This window comes from Prodigiosinella confusarubida (assembly GCF_002847015.1).
In the GTDB taxonomy this organism is placed as follows: Bacteria; Pseudomonadota; Gammaproteobacteria; order Enterobacterales; family Enterobacteriaceae; genus Prodigiosinella; species Prodigiosinella aquatilis.
Genome location: NZ_CP025085.1, coordinates 3,934,259 through 3,953,495 on the forward strand (window position 1 = coordinate 3,934,259; position 19,237 = coordinate 3,953,495).

At 50.0% G+C, this 19,237-nt stretch carries 17 protein-coding genes; 8 read left to right on the forward strand and 9 right to left on the reverse strand.

Annotated elements, in window-relative coordinates:
- Nucleotides 1–5: 5 nt before the first annotated feature.
- The 4 genes from asmA to apbC all read right to left on the reverse strand — a co-directional run bounded on the left by asmA (nt 6) and on the right by apbC (nt 4,622).
- Nucleotides 6–1,838 carry an outer membrane assembly protein AsmA gene (gene asmA / locus CWC46_RS17875; protein WP_021015180.1) on the reverse strand — a complete coding sequence of 611 codons (1,833 nt, stop codon included), beginning with the start codon at nt 1,836–1,838 and terminating at the stop codon, nt 6–8.
- 42 nt (nt 1,839–1,880) lie between these two features.
- Entirely contained in the window at nt 1,881–2,462 is a 582-nt protein-coding gene (gene dcd / locus CWC46_RS17880; RefSeq protein ID WP_021015179.1) for a dCTP deaminase, read from the reverse strand.
- 236 nt (nt 2,463–2,698) lie between these two features.
- Nucleotides 2,699–3,340, reverse strand: a complete 642-nt coding sequence (udk, locus tag CWC46_RS17885; protein ID WP_037381372.1) for a uridine kinase — start codon at nt 3,338–3,340, stop codon at nt 2,699–2,701.
- Between the two features lie 172 nt (nt 3,341–3,512).
- The gene (gene apbC, locus CWC46_RS17890; RefSeq protein ID WP_021015177.1) at nt 3,513–4,622 is read right to left on the reverse strand and encodes an iron-sulfur cluster carrier protein ApbC; all 1,110 of its coding nucleotides are present in this window, start codon (nt 4,620–4,622) and stop codon (nt 3,513–3,515) included.
- A gap of 257 nt (nt 4,623–4,879) precedes the next feature.
- Between apbC and metG the strand changes: the two genes are divergently transcribed.
- Complete coding sequence (gene metG, locus CWC46_RS17895; RefSeq protein ID WP_021015175.1) at nt 4,880–6,910, forward strand: methionine--tRNA ligase; 2,031 nt, start codon at nt 4,880–4,882, stop codon at nt 6,908–6,910.
- Nucleotides 6,911–7,059: 149 nt separating this feature from the next.
- Here metG and pgl read toward each other — a convergent pair whose 3' ends face one another.
- Nucleotides 7,060–8,058 carry a 6-phosphogluconolactonase gene (gene pgl / locus CWC46_RS17900; RefSeq protein WP_021015174.1) on the reverse strand — a complete coding sequence of 333 codons (999 nt, stop codon included), beginning with the start codon at nt 8,056–8,058 and terminating at the stop codon, nt 7,060–7,062.
- 180 nt (nt 8,059–8,238) lie between these two features.
- Here pgl and CWC46_RS17905 point away from each other — a divergent pair, with 180 nt between their 5' ends.
- Nucleotides 8,239–9,060 carry a pyridoxal phosphatase gene (locus CWC46_RS17905; RefSeq protein WP_021015173.1) on the forward strand — a complete coding sequence of 274 codons (822 nt, stop codon included), beginning with the start codon at nt 8,239–8,241 and terminating at the stop codon, nt 9,058–9,060.
- A 50-nt stretch (nt 9,061–9,110) separates the two neighbouring features.
- Here the strand turns inward: CWC46_RS17905 and modC are convergent, their stop codons facing one another.
- From modC to CWC46_RS17925, 4 genes are all read right to left on the reverse strand, one after another.
- Nucleotides 9,111–10,169: a molybdenum ABC transporter ATP-binding protein ModC gene (gene modC / locus CWC46_RS17910; protein WP_021015172.1), complete on the reverse strand. Its 1,059-nt coding sequence runs from the start codon at nt 10,167–10,169 to the stop codon at nt 9,111–9,113.
- The gene (gene modB / locus CWC46_RS17915) at nt 10,169–10,858 is read right to left on the reverse strand and encodes a molybdate ABC transporter permease subunit (protein ID WP_037380771.1); all 690 of its coding nucleotides are present in this window, start codon (nt 10,856–10,858) and stop codon (nt 10,169–10,171) included. Before modB ends, modC begins: the two co-directional genes overlap by 1 nt.
- Nucleotides 10,845–11,630 (reverse strand): molybdate ABC transporter substrate-binding protein, encoded by a 786-nt coding sequence (gene modA / locus CWC46_RS17920; RefSeq protein WP_021015170.1) that lies wholly within the window; start codon nt 11,628–11,630, stop codon nt 10,845–10,847. The genes modB and modA overlap by 14 nt, the downstream gene beginning before the upstream one ends.
- 144 nt (nt 11,631–11,774) lie before the next feature.
- On the reverse strand, nt 11,775–11,924 hold the full coding sequence (locus CWC46_RS17925; RefSeq protein WP_021015169.1) for an AcrZ family multidrug efflux pump-associated protein: 150 nt from the start codon (nt 11,922–11,924) through the stop codon (nt 11,775–11,777).
- 201 nt (nt 11,925–12,125) lie between these two features.
- On the opposite strand from CWC46_RS17925, the gene modE reads away from it, so the two are divergent.
- The 6 genes from modE (at nt 12,126) to galM (ending at nt 18,968) form a co-directional block, all read left to right on the forward strand.
- Entirely contained in the window at nt 12,126–12,917 is a 792-nt protein-coding gene (modE, locus tag CWC46_RS17930; protein WP_021015168.1) for a molybdenum-dependent transcriptional regulator, read from the forward strand.
- Between the two features lie 86 nt (nt 12,918–13,003).
- Complete coding sequence (modF, locus tag CWC46_RS17935; RefSeq protein ID WP_021015167.1) at nt 13,004–14,485, forward strand: molybdate ABC transporter ATP-binding protein ModF; 1,482 nt, start codon at nt 13,004–13,006, stop codon at nt 14,483–14,485.
- A gap of 214 nt (nt 14,486–14,699) precedes the next feature.
- A complete protein-coding gene (galE, locus tag CWC46_RS17940; protein ID WP_021015166.1) occupies nt 14,700–15,716 on the forward strand; it encodes a UDP-glucose 4-epimerase GalE in 1,017 nt (338 codons plus the stop codon).
- Nucleotides 15,717–15,734: 18 nt separating this feature from the next.
- Complete coding sequence (gene galT, locus CWC46_RS17945; protein WP_021015165.1) at nt 15,735–16,781, forward strand: galactose-1-phosphate uridylyltransferase; 1,047 nt, start codon at nt 15,735–15,737, stop codon at nt 16,779–16,781.
- A 5-nt stretch (nt 16,782–16,786) separates the two neighbouring features.
- Entirely contained in the window at nt 16,787–17,938 is a 1,152-nt protein-coding gene (gene galK / locus CWC46_RS17950) for a galactokinase (protein ID WP_021015164.1), read from the forward strand.
- The gene (gene galM / locus CWC46_RS17955; RefSeq protein ID WP_021015163.1) at nt 17,928–18,968 is read left to right on the forward strand and encodes a galactose-1-epimerase; all 1,041 of its coding nucleotides are present in this window, start codon (nt 17,928–17,930) and stop codon (nt 18,966–18,968) included. Before galK ends, galM begins: the two co-directional genes overlap by 11 nt.
- The last annotated feature ends 269 nt before the right edge of the window (nt 18,969–19,237 follow it).

A 19,237-nucleotide genomic window follows, 5' to 3' on the forward strand; every position in this document is an offset into this window, starting at 1 on the left:
GTTAATCACAACCCCTGCATCAGTTGCTTGATATCTTTATTCTTCTGGTACTGCTTATTTTTGCCTATCCATTCATTTAGTCGTTTCTTCATTTCATCTTGCAGACGATTGCGTAGAATTTGATCAACCTGAAGTTGGTAATTAAGGTTATGCCAAGAACCATACAAACGGAACGGTATCACGATATCCTGAAGCATCTGTACAACGTTTTTGTCACCTTGCCATCCTTGAGTGACCTTCACACCCAGGTTGACATCACAGCGCTGTGCTGGGAGGTCAAATGTACCCTCACCGGTCAGTGACAATATGTCGGAACGACCATCCAACGCCTGTAGCTGTAATTTACCCGCGCTAAGACGAGCTTTAGCGGTCATCTGCCGCACTTCGGTATAACGTTCATAATTGCCTTGGCTGTGGACGCTGCTGTTATTACGCTCAACCGCCTGCTGAATCATCTGTTGAATATTCAGGCCATTCAGCCGCAGACCCGTCGCCTGCAACGTGGCATTGCCATGCCACTGTGACATAACTGCGGCGGCAGAAAGTGAATTGCCACTCATATCCCCTTGCAGACTAAGCTTGCCACTTAGGGTTTCCGGCAAACCAAAAGCGTGTAGCAGTGGTGATAACGCTATATTTCGAAGATCCGGTTGTACGGTAATAGAGGGAGACGCATCTATATTCATCGATCCTGGCAACGAAAAACGCCCATCGCCTAAGGTACCCACTAAGGTGGGCACCGATAGTTCCCCACGTTGATTGGTCGCCTGTAGTGCAAACTGGGTAACATGCAAGCCGTGATAAATTAGCTCATCGGCATCAATGGCAACATGGGCGGTAAAACCTCTCAACACTTCATTATCTTTTTGACCTGTCACATCTTTAGAAATCACTGGCTTGGCTGCAATGGCTTTATCTGCCGGCGCATCGCTATCCTGGAACTGTGCCAGTCCCAGTAATTCGTCCAGATCCAGTCGCGTAGATTTCAGACTCAGTATGTAGTCAGGAACACTACCCAGTACTGCCGTCGCAGAGCCTGTCAACTGACTGTTATTAGCGCTCAAGGCAAATTGACTGATGGTCATTTTTTCTGGTTGCTGTTGGTAACTGGCTTTCAGACTGCCTTTACCACTGATACCGGTCACCGGAATCCCTGCGCCCTGCAGCTGATAATCAAACTTTTCAACACTGGCGCTGACTTGTTGTGGGAAATGCTGCATGTCCATGTTGGCTGCCAACGTAAACGATAAGTCACGCTGATCACGGTTAATACGGCTGGACAGCTCCAGCTGTAGCTGATTGGCGCTGTTACGCACAACTTTCAGATTAATGTCACGGACATTAATCAAATCGTTATCAGTACGCTGGAAGACTAACAGGCTGTCGGTCACTTCTATACGGTTAATATCAAAGCGCCAGCCCGTTTCTTCTCCTGGTTCTGAAGGCCCAGGAGGAGCAATAGGTGCTCGACTCATCCGTTTAGCGGCACTTTCCGGTGTAAAGCGAATTACCGCACCTTTGAGCATCACCTGTTTTACTTCCAGCCGGTGGGAGAGCAGAGGCCATAACTTGACATCCAGGCGCATGTTTTCTGCGCTGACCAGTGGTATCTCTGCTCCTGGAGCACTCAACGACATACTGCCGGAAAGAATGCTCAACTCCGGCCATACATGCCAGCGCAATTCGCCATCAAGCTTCAGCTTGTAACCACTGTGCGCTGCCACCTGACGCACCATATAATCACGGAAGTCGTTAGGATTGATCAGTACAATCAGCGAGGTCATTCCCACGACCAGCACCACCAGCAGAATAACCAGCGCTGTTAGAAATCTTCTCATGCCATCCTCATTACAATAGGCATACAGCAAACTGTCGGGAAGCTAGTCTTCATCAATCCGGCTTGCGACAGCACCTTTCTGATCTTTATATTTAGCGTCCTGACGACGATTATAAGGCCTTGCTGCCGGACCGGATAATGGTTCAAAACTCAGGGCACCAATCATCATGCCGGGGCGTAATGCCAACGGCAACTTACCTGAATTATAGAACTCCAGCACGATGAGTCCCTGCCAACCAGGATCAATACGGTGTGCCGTGACATGAACCATCAACCCTAAACGCGCCAGTGAGGAGCGGCCATCCAGCCATCCAACCAGATTATCTGGCAGTGTTACCGACTCCAGCGTCACAGCTAACGCCAATTCTCCCGGATGTAGGAAAAAAGCTTCTTTTTCGGTCAGATTGATTTCGTCACTCATCACGCGATCCAACGCAGCACTGACTTCGTCTTTCGGACCACTTAAATCAATGAAAGGCGCCGTATGTCCACAAAATACGCGAAATTGATGGCCTAATCGGACATCCACTGTGGCACCATTAATTCGCTCTTGAGGGGGGCGAGGCGTAATCACCAATCGGCCATCATCCAGCCACCTTTCAATATCACGATCACACAGTCTCATTATTTTCTCCACTCAAGCAAGGTACCCACTAAAACGGCCACAGCCAGCCAGAAATCACCATGCCGACAATATATCCGTCATCTTTCAGGTGCAGGTGTGTTGGCATCATTCAAATCTGCCCCGACAGACTCATCACTCGAACCATCTACTGATGCAGGCTCATCGGGATTTATTCTTTCACCGTCGTTCTGCATCTTGAAATCTATTGGGTCTACATACAATAATAAAAAAACAAATTATTCAAAGAATTGACTAATTTTTGCTTTCAAGATATCAATCGCAATCCGATTTTTTCCGCCTCGCGGGACAATAATATCGGCATACTGCTTGGATGGTTCGATAAATTGCAAAAACATCGGACGAACGGTTTTCTGGTACTGCTCCATTACCGAATCCATCGAACGCCCGCGCTCATTAACATCACGGCGCATACGACGCAGCAAGCAGATATCCAACGGTGTATCGACAAAAATGGAAAAATTCAGCTCTTCCCGTAACCGGGCATCCGTTAATAACAGAATACCTTCCAGAATAATCACTTTCTTTGGTTCAAGTTGTACCGTTTCCTTTAACCGGGTATGTTCCACATAGCTATACCGGGGCAATTCAATTGGTTGCCCTACCTTCAGCATTTTCAGATGCTGTAGCAGCAAACCATGATCCATCGCGCCAGGATGGTCATAATTAGTTTTAACCCGAGTTTCCATGGTCAGATGAGTCTGGTCCTTGTAATAACTGTCTTCCGACACGACACCAATATGTTCATCGCCAACCTGATCACGTAACTCACGGTAAAGCGTACTGGATATAAGACTTTTGCCAGATGCAGATGCTCCGGCAATCCCGATGATGACACACTGATGAGATTTATCAGTCATGGTAATAAAGACCTGATTCACAAAATAAAGGAGGGGATGCATCGCCAGGATGCCCTGGCGCAGGCAATTATAGGGAGTTAGCACGGTTCATGCCAGCGTTTCGCGGAAACATGGCATTCAGATGGTGGGTTTCCGCGCCCTCTGCCGATGACGCGGAATGATGCGATGCCAATTACAATGAGCGAACGGCTATCTCGGTGGGAATAACTTCACCCTGCCAGTACAGTTGAGCGGCCACACGACCGGCCAACTCACGGTAGAGTGATGTAAACTCACTATCCGGGTGGCTGACCACCGTCGGCTCACCACGATCCAGATCCTCGCGCAAGGAAATGTGCAGCGGCAACTGTCCCAGCAGAACACAGTGATATTTTTCTACCAGTTTCTGCGCACCACCGGTGCCAAAAATAGGCTCAAGATGGCCACAGTTGCTGCAAATATGCACACTCATGTTTTCTACAACCCCCAATACCGGCACGTTAACCTTCTCAAACATGACGATACCTTTCATTGCATCCACCAAGGCAATATCCTGCGGCGTGGTGACCACGACAGCCCCCGTGACGGGCACGCTCTGTGCCAGTGTGAGCTGAATGTCTCCGGTTCCCGGCGGCATATCCAGCACCAGATAATCCAGATCCGGCCACAGCGTATCCTGTAGCAGTTGCAGCAAGGCTTTACTGGCCATCGGTCCGCGCCACACCATAGCATTATCATCAGTAACCAGATAGCCAATTGAATTGGTTGCCAGCCCATGCGCCATGATCGGTGCCATATGCTGACCGTCAGGTGACGTAGGACGTTCGTTGACCGCGCCCAGCATCGTAGGTATCGAAGGACCGTAGATATCAGCATCCAAAATACCGACGCTGGCACCTTCCGCCGCCAGTGCCAACGCCATATTCACCGCTGTGCTGGACTTCCCTACTCCACCCTTGCCGGAACTGACGGCAATAATATTTTTAACGCCTTTGATTCCAGGCTGGTCGTTCACCCGGCGCAACGTCGCGATATTATGTGATAATCGCCATTCCACTACTGTGGCGCCACTCAAACGCAGCAATTCGGCGCTAACCGTTTCCTTTAATACTTCCAGGCCACTCAACCAGACAAACGGCATGGTCAGTTCAATATGTAATACGCCATCCAGCAACGCACAATGATGCAGTGCATTAAGTGTCGTCAGGTTATTTTTGAGTGTTGGATGCTTAAAAGTAGACAGCACTCCGGTAACCATGGCACGCAACGCATCAGGGCTCTGCTCGGAGAGTTTATCGTTCATCCCGGCTCCTTGAAATTTGGTTATTTACCGATAAAAAACCGCTATAGCATATCAGAACGCCACGCTCCTGATGTACTGAAGGTCAAAAAACCGGGAGATAAACGAAAACGTGTTCCGGGCACGGTGGCCACCACGGGGAGGCGTATTCTCTTTGCCCCAATCTTCGTTTACACACACCAGCGGTTTACGTGCCAAGGCGCTATCGGTTAACATCAACACTTCGTCTCAATCACCATACAAAAAGCAAGTTCCCCACTATGACTCAAGTCGCAAAGAAAATATTGGTAACGTGCGCGCTACCTTACGCTAACGGTTCTATTCACCTCGGCCATATGCTTGAACACATTCAGGCAGATATCTGGGTTCGTTACCAGCGAATGCGCGGCAATCAAGTCAATTTCATCTGTGCAGATGATGCCCACGGCACACCGATCATGCTGAAAGCACAACAACTGGGCATTACGCCCGAGCAGATGATTGCGGAGATGAGTCAGGAACATCAGCAGGATTTTGCTGGCTTTAATATCAGCTACGACAACTATCACTCGACACACAGCGAGGAGAACCGTGAGATTTCCAGCCTGATCTACCATCGGCTGAAAGAGAACGGTTTTATCAAAACCCGGACTATTTCCCAATTGTACGATCCAGAAAAAGGCATGTTTTTGCCGGATCGTTTTGTAAAAGGTACCTGTCCAAAATGCAAGTCACCGGATCAATATGGCGACAATTGCGAAGTCTGCGGTGCCACTTATAGCCCGACTGAACTTATCAACCCAAAATCAGCGGTTTCCGGCGCCACACCGGTGATGCGTGAATCTGAGCACTTCTTCTTCGACCTGCCGGCTTTCAGTGACATGTTACAGAGCTGGACCCGTTCCGGTGCGTTGCAAGAACAAGTCGCCAACAAAATGCAGGAGTGGTTTGATGCGGGGCTGCAACAGTGGGATATCACTCGCGACGCGCCTTACTTTGGCTTTGAAGTGCCTGATGTTCCGGGAAAATACTTTTACGTTTGGCTGGATGCGCCTATCGGCTACATGGGTTCCTTTAAAAACCTGTGTGATAAACGCGATGATCTAAATTTCGATGAATACTGGCGCAAAGACGCCACTACCGATCTCTATCACTTCATCGGTAAGGATATTGTGTATTTCCACAGTCTGTTCTGGCCGGCGATGCTGGAAGGCAGTAACTTCCGTAAACCAACCAATCTGTTTGTTCATGGTTATGTGACGGTCAACGGCGCGAAAATGTCCAAATCGCGCGGCACGTTCATCAAGGCAAGTACCTACCTGAAACACCTGGACGCCGATTGTCTGCGTTACTACTACGCAGCCAAACTCTCCTCCCGTATTGATGACATCGACCTCAATCTGGAAGACTTCATACAGCGCGTAAATGCCGATATTGTTAATAAAGTAGTCAATCTGGCCTCACGTAACGCGGGCTTCATCAATAAGCGTTTTGGTGGCCAGTTGGCTGATCAATTGGCTGATCCGGCGCTGTATAAAACCTTTACCGATGCGGCACAAAACATTGCCGATGCCTATAACAACCGGGAATCCGGGAAAGCAATCCGCGAAATAATGGCACTGGCGGATATGGCCAACCGTTACGTGGACGAGCAGGCTCCGTGGGTGGTGGCAAAACAGGAAGGGCGTGACGCGGACCTGCAAGCGATCTGCTCAATGGGCATTAATCTGTTCCGTGTGCTGATGACCTACCTGAAACCAGTATTGCCCATGCTGACCGAACGTGCAGAAGCTTTCCTGAACACGGAGTTGACCTGGGATGCGATCGCCCAACCGCTGACCCACCACTCAATCAAGGCGTTTAAAGCACTGTTTAATCGTATTGAACTGCCACAAGTACAATCGATGATTGACGCGTCTAAAGAAGATATTGCAGCAGCGTCTAACGCCGTAACGGGTCCCCTGGCGGATAACCCGATTCAAGACGTTATCGGGTTTGACGACTTTGACAAAGTGGATATGCGCGTGGCGCTGATCACGGCAGCCGAACTGGTTGATGGTTCAGACAAATTGCTGCGTCTGACCCTGGACATCGGCGGTGAAACCCGTCAGGTATTCTCCGGTATCCGGGCCGCCTACCCAGACCCGGCCAAACTGGAAGGCCGACTGACGGTAATGGTGGCTAATCTGGCGCCTCGCAAAATGCGCTTTGGCGTTTCCGAAGGGATGGTCATGGCAGCCGGCCCGGGCGGGAAAGATATTTTCCTGTTAAGCCCAGATAGCGGTGCCCAGCCAGGTATGCAGATAAAATAGTACTGACTCGGGCCGGGAAATATTCCGGCCCGCACTTTTCATCGGTCACTAGATTGGAATGGCGGCAATTGTTTTTTCCCCGACACACTCCCCACGACGGCGCTGCCTTTGCCTATCTTGCCCTGGTATAGCAGATTCTCACTTCACTATTAGTCCAGTTGCAGAATGGAAACCCACATCGGGCCCTGACCAACCGCATAGCGCGCCAACGGATGCAACTCACCGGTTTGCTGATTGATGCGGTAAACCGCAATGTGATGAGATTTCTGACCGGAAGAAATCAGGAAATTCCCGCTATGGTCAATATTGAAACCTCTTGGCTGGGCTTCTGTCGGCTGGTGGCCGGCTAACGTTAATACACTACCCTCTTGCGAGACCTGGAAAAGACTCAACAGATTGGCAGTACGATCAGAAGTATAGAGATAACGGCCATCCGGCGTCATATGGATATCCGCCGCCCAACGGGTATCGGTAAAATCGGCAGGCATGGCATCCAGTGTCTGTACCCGGCGGATCTGTCCATTGACAGTATGGCGCTGAAATACATCCACCGTGCTATTCAGTTCATTAACACAGTAGGCAAATTCACGGTTCGGATGGTAGGACATATGACGGGGACCTGCACCGGTGACAGCCATCAACGCCGGTGGGTTATGCTCACTTAGCTTTCCGTCATCACCCAAATCATATAGCCGGATGCGATCTTCCTTCAGGCAGGGTGCCCACAGTACCTGATTGTCCGGGTCAATATTGGTAGAATGGCAACCTTCCAAACCGTCAAGTTGCTGAATCGGCGCTTCCACCACACCACTGGCACCAATCGGGCTGACGCTGACACAGGCATTACTGTAAGACGCACTGAACAGAAAACGTCCGCACCGATCGGTAGAAAGATGTGTCGGACTACCCGGTAATGGCGCAGAACCGGCTTCAGACAGCAATCCTTGTGCATCAATACGATAGCTGATCACCCTGAACTCAGGACGAACGCCAACATATAGATGACGCTTATCCGGCGCAATTACCATCGGCTGTACTTGCCCAGGAACATCCACTACTTGCAAGAGCGTTAGCGCACCTTCAATACCCAACTGCCAGACATGGATCTGCTGACTTTCCGGACTAGCGATATAGACAACTTGCTGCATGAGATTCTCCTTGTTACGCAAATTATGCGGCTAGACACCGACTCCAATGGAGTGAGTGGGGTGTGCTCTGTTTGGCCGCAGCTCCGACTTGAAATGGCAAATAAAACAACCCTATTGGGATAGGTGAACTTACAGTGTACCATCTGCTGAAAGACGACTTTATAACCTGATGAGATAATTATGACCTATCGTGTAATCGCGCTTGATCTAGATGGTACTTTACTGAACCAACAGAAAAAGATCTTGCCGGAATCACTGGCAGCACTGGCATTAGCCCGACAAGCCGGAATAACCGTACTGATTGTGACAGGTCGCCATCACTCGGCTATCCATCCCTTTTATCAGGCGCTACAGTTGGATACACCCGCAATCTGCTGCAATGGCACGTATCTGTATAATTATCAGACCAAACAAACGTCGGAAACCAACCCACTGACTGCCACACAAGCTAAAAACGTGCTACATCTGCTTGATCAGTTTGATGTTCACGGCCTGATGTATGCTGACGACGCCATGTTATATCAACATTCTACCGGCCACGTCACCCGATCACTGGCTTGGGCGGAAACACTGCCCGAACTGCAACGCCCTACATTTACCTATGTCAAAAACCTGTTCACCGCCGCGGATGATGCGTGCGCTATCTGGAAATTTGCCACATCACATGCGGACAGTACCGCACTGAATAAGCTTGCCGAATTGATAGAAAAAGAGCTGGGATTAACCTGCGAGTGGTCATGGCAGGATCAGGTCGATATCGCTCAGGCGGGCAACAGCAAAGGAAAGCTATTACAGAAGTGGGTGGAATCACAGGACATCGACATGAAAGAGGTGATTGCCTTTGGTGATAATTTTAATGATATCAGTATGCTGTCAGTCGCTGGGCTGGGTATTGCCATGGGGAACAGTGCCGATGAAGTGAAAGCGCACGCCGACCTGGTAATTGGTCATAATGAGCAGCCGGTGATCGCGGAAACGATCATGAAACGGGTGTTGGCATAGAAAGGTTGATTCCTGCCTGAACACGCAGGCAGGAAAGGAAATCACCAGGACTACGGTGTTATCGATACGCTTTTTATCTGTGCATACAGCCATTGATAAGGATGTAGTGCCAATTCATCCCGTGCCCAAGGGGTGATACGGGCCCACAGCACTTGATCACCGATCGACAGCTTAACCTCCACCTGCTCACCAACATCAATGCATTCCAGCACTTTGGCCGCCAATACGTTACGAATACTGCTGACCTTTGGTCGTTCCGTCACCAGTGATACATCGGCAGCATTGATACGGATACGCTGCTTCACATTCAGTGGCGCATCAATTTTACCCACCCACAGATGCTGTTCACCCAGTGACAATGCGGTCATTGCATAGCGAGGATGATGTTCCAGAACGGTGACATTCATAATGCTGCTTTGCTCCTCGCGCGGCAACCACGGACGCAACGCGTTACTAGCCCAGACAGCTTCCAGTTCACCTTGTGCCTTCACCTTCCCTTTATCCAGCACCAAGACGCGATCAGCTAACCGTAAAATCTCTTCCATGCTATGGCTGACGTACAGGATCGGCGTATTGACTTCTTTTGACAACCGTTCCAGATAAGGCATCAGCTCGCGCTTGCGGGGTAAATCCAGCGAGGCCAATGGCTCATCCATCAGTAACAGGTCTGGTGCCGTCAGCAGAGCCCGGCCGATGGCTACTCGCTGCTTCTCCCCGCCAGAGAGTGTCATCGGGTAGCGCTTGAGCAACGGTTCAATACCCAGTAACTGGACGATATCATCAAACTGACGACGCATGGATGCTGCCATGCCATAGCGCAGATTTCCTTGCACACGGTAATGTGGGAACAAGCGCGCATCCTGAAAAACATAACCAACTTTGCGCTGTTCCGGTGGCAGGAAAACACGTCGCCGGGTATCCACCAGCACCCGCTCATTAAGCTGAATATACCCTTCATCAAGGTGTGTTAACCCGACGATAGCATTAATCAATGAGGTTTTCCCGGCACCAGAAACACCAAAGATAGCTGTGATACCATTGGCTGGCAGGTTCGCTTTCACCCTGAGCGTTAAATCACCCAATTGCTGGTTAATATCGAGTTGTAGCATTATCCCCCCAACCGCCGTCGGCTCCAATGTGTCAGCCACTCCGACAGCAACAGCGATATCAACGAAAGGACAATCGCAATAACACATAGCCGCCCGGCCTGCATTTCTGCCCCAGGTGTTTCAATCAATGTGTACATAGCCAGTGGAATAGTGCGCGTTTCATCGGGAATATTGGACACGAAAGTGATGGTGGCGCCAAACTCACCTAACGAGCGAGCGAAAGCCAACACAGTGCCAACAATAACACCGGGTAACATCAGAGGAAGTGTAATCGTAAAAAATACCCGCCAGGGATTGGCGCCTAGTGTGCGAGCTGCCAGCTCCAGCCGGGTATCGACGGCTTCCAGCGCCAGGCGAATAGCTCTGACCATCAAAGGAAAAGCCACCACGGCAGAGGCCAAGGCTGCCCCGCGCCAACTAAAACTGAAGCTGAAGCCAAACCAGTCATAGAGCCATGACCCGATAACACCACGCCGTCCCATCGCAACCAGTAAAAGATAACCAATCACCACTGGGGGCAACACCAGTGGTAAATGAATAACACTATCCAATAGCGATTTTCCCGGAAAGCGACAGCGGACCAAAATCCATGCTACCAGTATTCCCAACGGCAAGCTGCACACGACCGCCACAACCGAAACTTTAAGACTCAGCTCGACGGCCTGCCATTCATAATCACTTAGCAACATTAACGGGTGTAAATCCATAACGAACAAACACGCTTAAAGCCTGTGGCGTTTTCAGGTAATCATAAAATGCTTTCACCGCCGGAGTATTATGACCTTTCACGATGGCCATAGGATACTCCACCGGTTTGTGGGTATTTGCCGGGAATATACCAACCACTTTGACTTTATTGCTGGCTATCGCATCTGAACCATAGACAATACCCAATGGTGCTTCTTCCCGTTCTACCAGCATCATGGCCGCGCGCACATCATTGGCTCTGGCCATCAACGGTGAGAGGGTGTCCCAGGCTTTCAGTTTTTGCAGTGCTTCCTTGGCATAAATCCCCGCTGGCACATGATCAGGATCGCCTACCGCCAGACGACCACCTTTCAACAGACTTTTCCAGTCAGTATTTTCATCAATTTTGACCCCTTTTATCGTGGCCGATTTAGGCGCGATAACCACCAGATCATTGCTCAGCAACGTATAACGGCTGTTATTATCCATCAGTTGTTTATTCTGTACATAATTCATCCATTGCTGATTCGCAGAGATAAACATATCGGCAGGCGCCCCTTGCTCAATTTGCCGGGCAAGCGTAGATGATGAAGCGAAAGAAGTGACGATAGAAACCGATTTCCCCTGTTGATACTGCGTTGCAATGTCCTGTAACGCATTGGTTAACGATGCAGCTGCAAAAACAGTTATTTTCTCTTCTGCCGCAGATGCGGTTGCAGTAATACTGAAACTCAACGTCAAGGCTGCCAACCATTTAGTCCATTGTTGCTGCATTGCTTTCTCCCAAAATATTTATCGTTGTGTAAGGGCTAATATAACGATAAAAAATAAAACTTCATCTGTTTTATACAAATGATCCTCCAAAAAAAAGTCCGGCAATATGCCAGACGTTTTGGAAACAGAAAGGAATCCTACAGATTATTTATGGATAGTATTTTCTTTGTCATGCCCAATACCGGAGAACACATTAAAGGCCTCTCCCAGCCCATAAATGGCTCCCAGAATCAGCGCCATCATCAATGGCACCATCGCAATCGCGAACAACAGGCTTTCTAATAACTCCAACATATCTACCTCACTTATTGCAACGGCTGTATATTGAACACAGCTCAATACTCAAGATTATATAGTAAACTTTCTCACTACCATCATAGTGGCATAGTTTACCTGAACGAACAAAAATAATACGGCCATTAGTGCGATTTGCTCCCTCGGGGGAAAATAGCGACAATACAAGCTGTTAACCGCTTCTTTCACGGACATTCCGCCATGCAAGCAGAAATTCTTCTCACTCTCAGACTTCAGCAACGCCTGTTTGCTGATCCCCGGCGCATCGCCTTACTCAAGCGGATTAAACAAACCGGATCGATCAGCCAAGGGGCAAAACTGGCGGGTATCAGCTATAAAAGCGCCTGGGATGCCATTAATGAAATGAACCAATTGGCCGAACAGACACTGGTCGAGCGCATGACCGGTGGGAAAGGCGGCGGCGGTGCCCAGGTAACTCGCTATGGTGAACGTTTACTCCAGCTCTATGATTTGCTGGAACAGATTCAGCAAAAAGCCTTTGACGTACTTCAGCAGGATAATCTGCCGCTGGATAGCCTTTTGGCGGCCATTGCCCGCTTTTCACTGCAAACCAGCGCCCGCAACCAGTTTTTCGGCACCGTACTGGCACGCAGCCAGCAACAGGTACAGCAGCATCTGGAAATATTATTGGCTGATGGGCAGACGCGCATTCAGGCGGCTGTTACCCAGCAGAGTGCGGACCGTCTGCAACTAACCAGTGGTAAGGAAGTTCTGGTGCTGATTAAAGCCCCCTGGGTAAATATCACCGCCCTTTCTGCCCCGGTTCCAACAGCAGACAATGTGTTATCAGGACGCATTACCCACTTACAACCTGGGGAAGATCATAGTGAAGTATTACTTGCTCTCAACGGGGGAGAAACCTTGTGTGCCACCGTTGCCAACACAGTTATTGAACAGTTGGGTTTACAGACGAATCAGCTGGTCAACGCCTGTTTTAATGCTGATCAGGTGATTATCGCCACGCTATGCTGACGCCCCCTCACACGTTCACACATTGACAAGCAAAGAAGATATCGTAATTCGTCTAAAGAGCGGATTACCTCTAAAACGGAGTAGACATGTCATTACTGCACATCCACCAGGCATTGTTTCGCTTAAGTGATACCCGCATGTTACGTCTTGATGAACTGACGATTCAGCATGATCAATGCTGGGCCTTTGTCGGTGCCAACGGCAGCGGTAAATCCGCGCTGGCCCGCGCCTTGTCCGGCGACCTTACGACACTGGATGGTCAGCGTCAGTGCAATTTCCAGCGCGTAGCCAGACTCTCCTTTGAACAGCTTCAACAACTGGTGTCGCAGGAATGGCAACGTAATAACACCGATATGCTCAGCGTGGGTGAAGACGATACCGGCCGCACAACGGCTGAAGTCATTCAGGACAACATACTGGATCCGGACCGTTGTGTGCGGTTGGCTACCCAATTTGGTATTTCTCATTTACTGGAACAGCGCTTTAAATATCTGTCTACCGGCGAAACCCGCAAAACCATGCTGTGCCAGGCATTGATGTTACAACCGGATCTGCTGATTCTGGACGAGCCCTTCGATGGTCTTGACGTCACTTCCCGAATCCAGTTAACGGCGCTACTTACCGACTTGGTCACGCAAGACTACACGCTGGTGCTAATTATCAACCGGTTTGAGGATATTCCAGATTTTGTGAATCAGGTCGGCATTCTGGCTGACTGTACTCTCACCCGACAGGGTGAACGTGAACAAATCATGTCCGATGTTCTGGTGGCGCAGTTGGCCCATAGCGAAAAGGATGTGGCCACAACCCTGCCGGAACCGGAAGACCCCCGACAGCAACCGATGTTACCGGCAGACCAGGCACGAATCATCTTGCGTAATGGTGTTGTTCAATATAACGACCGTCTGATTCTGAACGATCTGAGCTGGGAAGTGCTACCTGGTCAACACTGGCAGATTGTGGGTCCAAATGGTGCCGGTAAATCAACATTGCTGAGTCTGATAACCGGCGATCACCCGCAGGGTTACAGTAACGATTTAACGCTGTTTGGCCGTCGACGCGGCAGCGGGGAAACTATCTGGGAAATCAAACGTCATATCGGTTACGTCAGCAGCAGTCTGCACCTGGATTACCGGGTCAGTATTAGTGTGCGCAACGTAATTCTTTCCGGCTTTTTCGATTCTATCGGTATCTATCAGGCTGTATCTGATCGCCAGCGTCACCTCACTACGCAATGGCTAGCGTTGCTGGGATTTTCTGACGCGGTGGCCGATGCGCCATTTCAGTCACTGTCCTGGGGCCAGCAGCGGTTGGTACTCATTGTTCGTGCGTTGGTTAAACATCCTGCGCTATTGATTCTGGATGAGCCGTTACAGGGGTTGGATCCCCTTAATCGCCAGCTCATACGCCGCTGGCTGGATATTTTGATCGGTGAAGGTGAAACACAGTTGTTGTTTGTGTCGCACCACGCTGAAGATGCGCCACAGTGCATCACTCATCGACTGACATTTATCCCACACCATAACGGACATTATGATTATCAATTTGAAGACTTGAATTTAGTCTAACCATCATCTCAGATCCATGAACTCTGTTCGTGAGTCTCAAAATGGTAACGTTACCATTTATTTTTCTTCTCTAACGGGTAGAATAGAAAACAAGCAATCATCAGGCTAATAATATGATGCTGTGCCAGAAAATGCGCATTACTATTGCACTGATCACCGTTTTAAATGTTTATGCATGCTACTTTTCAATTAATTCACCACAACAGGAGTCATTATGAAGGTATTGGTTACTGGTGGAAGCGGTTACATAGGGAGTCATACCTGCGTACAATTAATCGCAGCGGGCCATCAGCCGATTATTTTAGATAATCTGTGTAACAGTAAAACCGGTGTGGTTGATACCATCGCACGACTGAGTGGTCAGAAACCGGTTTTTTATCAGGGTGATGTTCGAGACCGTCACTTACTGGATGATATTTTTTCGCAGCATGCCATTGATGCCGTCATCCATTTTGCCGGGTTGAAAGCAGTAGGCGAGTCAGTGCGTGAACCCATCAACTACTACGACAATAATGTCTACGGTACACTGACGCTGGTGGAAGCGATGAAAAAAGCGGAGGTCAACACGTTGATCTTCAGTTCATCCGCCACGGTTTATGGTGATCAGCCGCAAATTCCTTATCACGAAAGTTTTCCTACCGGCACGCCCTCCAGCCCTTATGGTCGCAGCAAGCTGATGGTGGAGCAAATTCTGCAGGACCTGCAACGGGCAGAGCCAGATTGGAGCATTGTCCTGCTGCGCTATTTCAACCCGGTCGGCGCCCATCCATCCGGTGACATGGGAGAAGACCCGCAAGGTGTCCCCAATAACCTGATGCCGTATATCGCGCAAGTCGCTGTAGGCCGCCGCGAATCATTAACAATATTTGGTAACGACTACCCCACCGCCGATGGCACTGGCGTCCGTGATTACATTCACGTGGTTGATCTGGCTGATGGCCACGTAGCCGCCATGAATATTTTGCATAAACGACCTGGCGTACATATTTACAATTTGGGGGCAGGTGTCGGCTATAGCGTACTACAAGTGGTTGAAGCTTTTGGAAAAGCTTGTGGCAAACCGATTCCTTACCATTTTGCACCGCGCCGTGACGGTGATCTGCCCGCTTACTGGGCTGATGCGGAAAAAGCCAACCGAGACCTTCACTGGCGTGTGAGCCGTTCACTGGATGAGATGGTAGCCGACGCCTGGCGTTGGCAGTCGAACCATCCCAATGGTTTTATTGGTTGATAATAAAAAAGGTATCACATGGTACATTTTGATCCTGTTGAACACCCACACCGTCGTTATAACCCGCTAACCGGACAATGGGTGCTGGTTTCTCCGCATCGTGCCAAACGCCCGTGGCAAGGACAGCAGGAGTCAGTATCCCCGATACAGCTTCCCCGGCATGACCCTGACTGTTTCCTTTGCCCGGGAAACACCCGTGTGACCGGAGACAAAAATCCGGACTATCAGGGTACATACGTTTTCACCAACGATTTTGCCGCCCTGATGTCGGATACGCCAGACGCTCCCAGCAACAATGATCCGTTGTTGCGTTGTCAAAGCGCACGCGGCACCAGCCGGGTAGTCTGCTTTTCCCCCGACCACAGTAAAAGTCTGCCGGAACTACCAGTACCCGCACTGGAACAGGTGATTATCACCTGGCAACAGCAAAGTGAAGAACTGGGCAAACACTACCCATGGGTACAGGTATTCGAAAACAAGGGTGCGGCCATGGGCTGCTCTAACCCGCATCCACATGGGCAAATCTGGGCCAACGATTTTCTGCCCAACGAAGCAGAGCGAGAAGATCGGATGCAGCGGGAGTACTTCCATCAGCACGGCATACCATTGCTGGTTGATTATCTGAACCGCGAACAGCAAGAACAAGTACGCCATGTCCTGGAAACCGAACACTGGCTGGTGGTCGTGCCGTACTGGGCGTCCTGGCCATTTGAAACGTTACTACTACCCAAGGCTCATATTCTGCGCTTGCCGGATATCAATGCGGAACAGCGTCACGACCTGGCCATTGCCCTTAAAAAACTGACCAGCCGTTATGACAACCTGTTCCATACCTCCTTTCCTTACTCAATGGGCTGGCATGGAGCCCCCTTTAACCAGGATGATCAACGTCATTGGCAGTTACACGCCCACTTTTATCCGCCGCTGCTCCGTTCCGCCACGATACGCAAATTTATGGTGGGATATGAAATGCTGGCAGAAACCCAACGCGATCTGACCGCAGAACAGGCCGCCGAGCGGCTACGAATGGTCAGTGATGTCCATTATCGTGATTCAGGAGTCTGATAATAATGACCTTATCCGAACGTACCCAGACGTTTTTCCAACAACAGTTCTCCTACACTGCGACACTCACTGTACAGGCTCCCGGTCGGGTCAATCTGATTGGCGAACATACCGACTATAACGACGGTTACGTATTGCCTTGCGCGATTAATTACTCCACAACCATCAGTATTGCTAAACGTGATGATCGGCTGATACGGGCGATTGCCATCGATTATGACGGTCAACAGGATCAATTTTCTCTTGATGCACCCATCCAGCCGCATGCGACCTGGCAATGGGCCAATTATGTTCGCGGGGTGATAAAACATCTGTTACAGCGCAGCGATGCCTTTGGCGGCGCCGATCTGGTGATCAGCGGCGATGTTCCTCAGGGTGCGGGGTTAAGCTCGTCGGCGTCACTGGAAGTTGCTGTCGGCAAAGCGTTACAGGCCTTGTACAACCTGCCACTGGATAACGTGGCACTGGCATTGAATGGTCAGGAAGCGGAAAATCAGTTCGTTGGCTGCAACTGCGGCATTATGGATCAGTTGATTTCCGCGTCGGGCCAGCGAGGTCATGCGTTATTGATCGACTGTCGCTCCTTGATAACGCGTGCGGTACCCATGCCGAACAATGTAGCAGTAGTCATTATCAACTCTAACGTCAACCGTGGTCTGGTGGGCAGTGAATACAACACCCGGCGCGAGCAGTGTGAGGCCGCCGCCCGCTATTTCCAGGTTCCCGCATTGCGTGATGTCAGCGAAGCCACATTTATGGCAGCCGCAGCACAACTGGACCCAGTGGTTGCCAAACGGGCACGCCATGTCATTACTGAGAACACCCGCACACTGGCGGCAGCGGAAGCTCTGGCCAGTGGCAATCTACAACAGATGGGGGTGTTGATGGCCGCCTCCCATGCGTCCATGCGGGATGATTTTGAAATTACCGTGCCCCCGATTGATATCCTGGTTGATATTGTCAAATCGGTGATCGGTGATGAAGGAGGTGTCCGCATGACCGGTGGTGGATTCGGTGGCTGTATTGTGGCACTGATCCCACAACGTCAGGTTGAAGCGGTACAAAATGCGGTGATGCGGGAGTACCCGCTAAAAACAGGGCTACAACCTACCTGTTATATTTGTCAGGCATCATCAGGAGCAGGTTATGTTGAATGAAGCAGAATCAGCAATGGCACCCGATGGTCAGCCGTTTCAACTGACCGTATTGCAAAACCGTGCCGGTATGCGTGTGTGTGTGATGGATTGGGGAGCCACCTGGCTCTCATGCCTGTTACCGCTAGCCAGCGGTGAAATCCGCGACGTATTGCTGGGATGTGCGCCAGAACAATATCCACAACAGAATGCTTACCTTGGTGCCTCTGTGGGTCGGTATGCCAACCGTATTGCCAATGCCACTATCGGCCAGGGAAGCGATATTATTCCACTGGTTGCCAATCAGGGAAGCCATCAGCTTCATGGAGGACCAGAAGGGTTTCACACTCGGCGCTGGCAAACCCTTCATAAAGACAATAATCAGGTCTCTTATCAGTTGAATTCACCGGATGGCGATCAGGGTTTTCCCGGCAATCTCAATGTACAGGTTTCCTACCACCTGACCGAAAAGAATGCTCTGGAAATCGAGTACCGTGCCGTAGTGGAAAAACACTGTCCGGTATGCATGACCAACCATGCGTATTTTAACCTTGATGACCATAATATGGATGTACGTGACCATAAACTCCAGTTATTTGCCGACTACTTCCTGCCAGTGAACAGCGAGGGTATCCCTGGCAATGAATTGCGTCAGGTAAATGGCAGTAGCATGGATTTCCGCCAGCCCAAGACGTTGTTTAAAGACTTTTTATCCGACGAAGATCAAAAAGCCGTGGGCGGTTATGACCATGCGTTCCTTCTTCACCGCACTTGTGGCTCAACAGAAAGCCCGGCAGCTAACCTATGGTCATCTGACGGACAGATACAAATGTGCGTCTACACCAGCGCGCCAGCGTTACAGGTCTACAGCGGAAACTTCCTTGGCGGCACGCCCAACCGCGAAGGCGGCCGCTATGAAAATTACGGTGGTATTGCGCTGGAAAGCGAATTTCTGCCGGACAGCCCCAATCACTTTGACTGGCCGCAGCCTGACTGCTGGTTAAAACCGGGCAAACTCTACCGTTCCCTGACAGTCTATGAATTCCTTTATTGACTGACTCGCTCTTCGGGTCAGAAGCACGATGGCTGGCCCTTTACAAATTGGTGCAATTTTCTGCTTGCCAGGCATGCAGCAACAAGTTTAAAGATTCACTGCTAATGCACCAAAAAAGCGGTGAACACTCCACCGACACCAGTTGTCAGATTGACATTCGAGAAGACAATATAGTGCGTGTTCACCCTAAAATGATAACCGTAGCCATCACTATGACTGGTGTTTTGCCTACGATTATATGGGGAGCTGGTTGCGGCTCAAAAATTGTG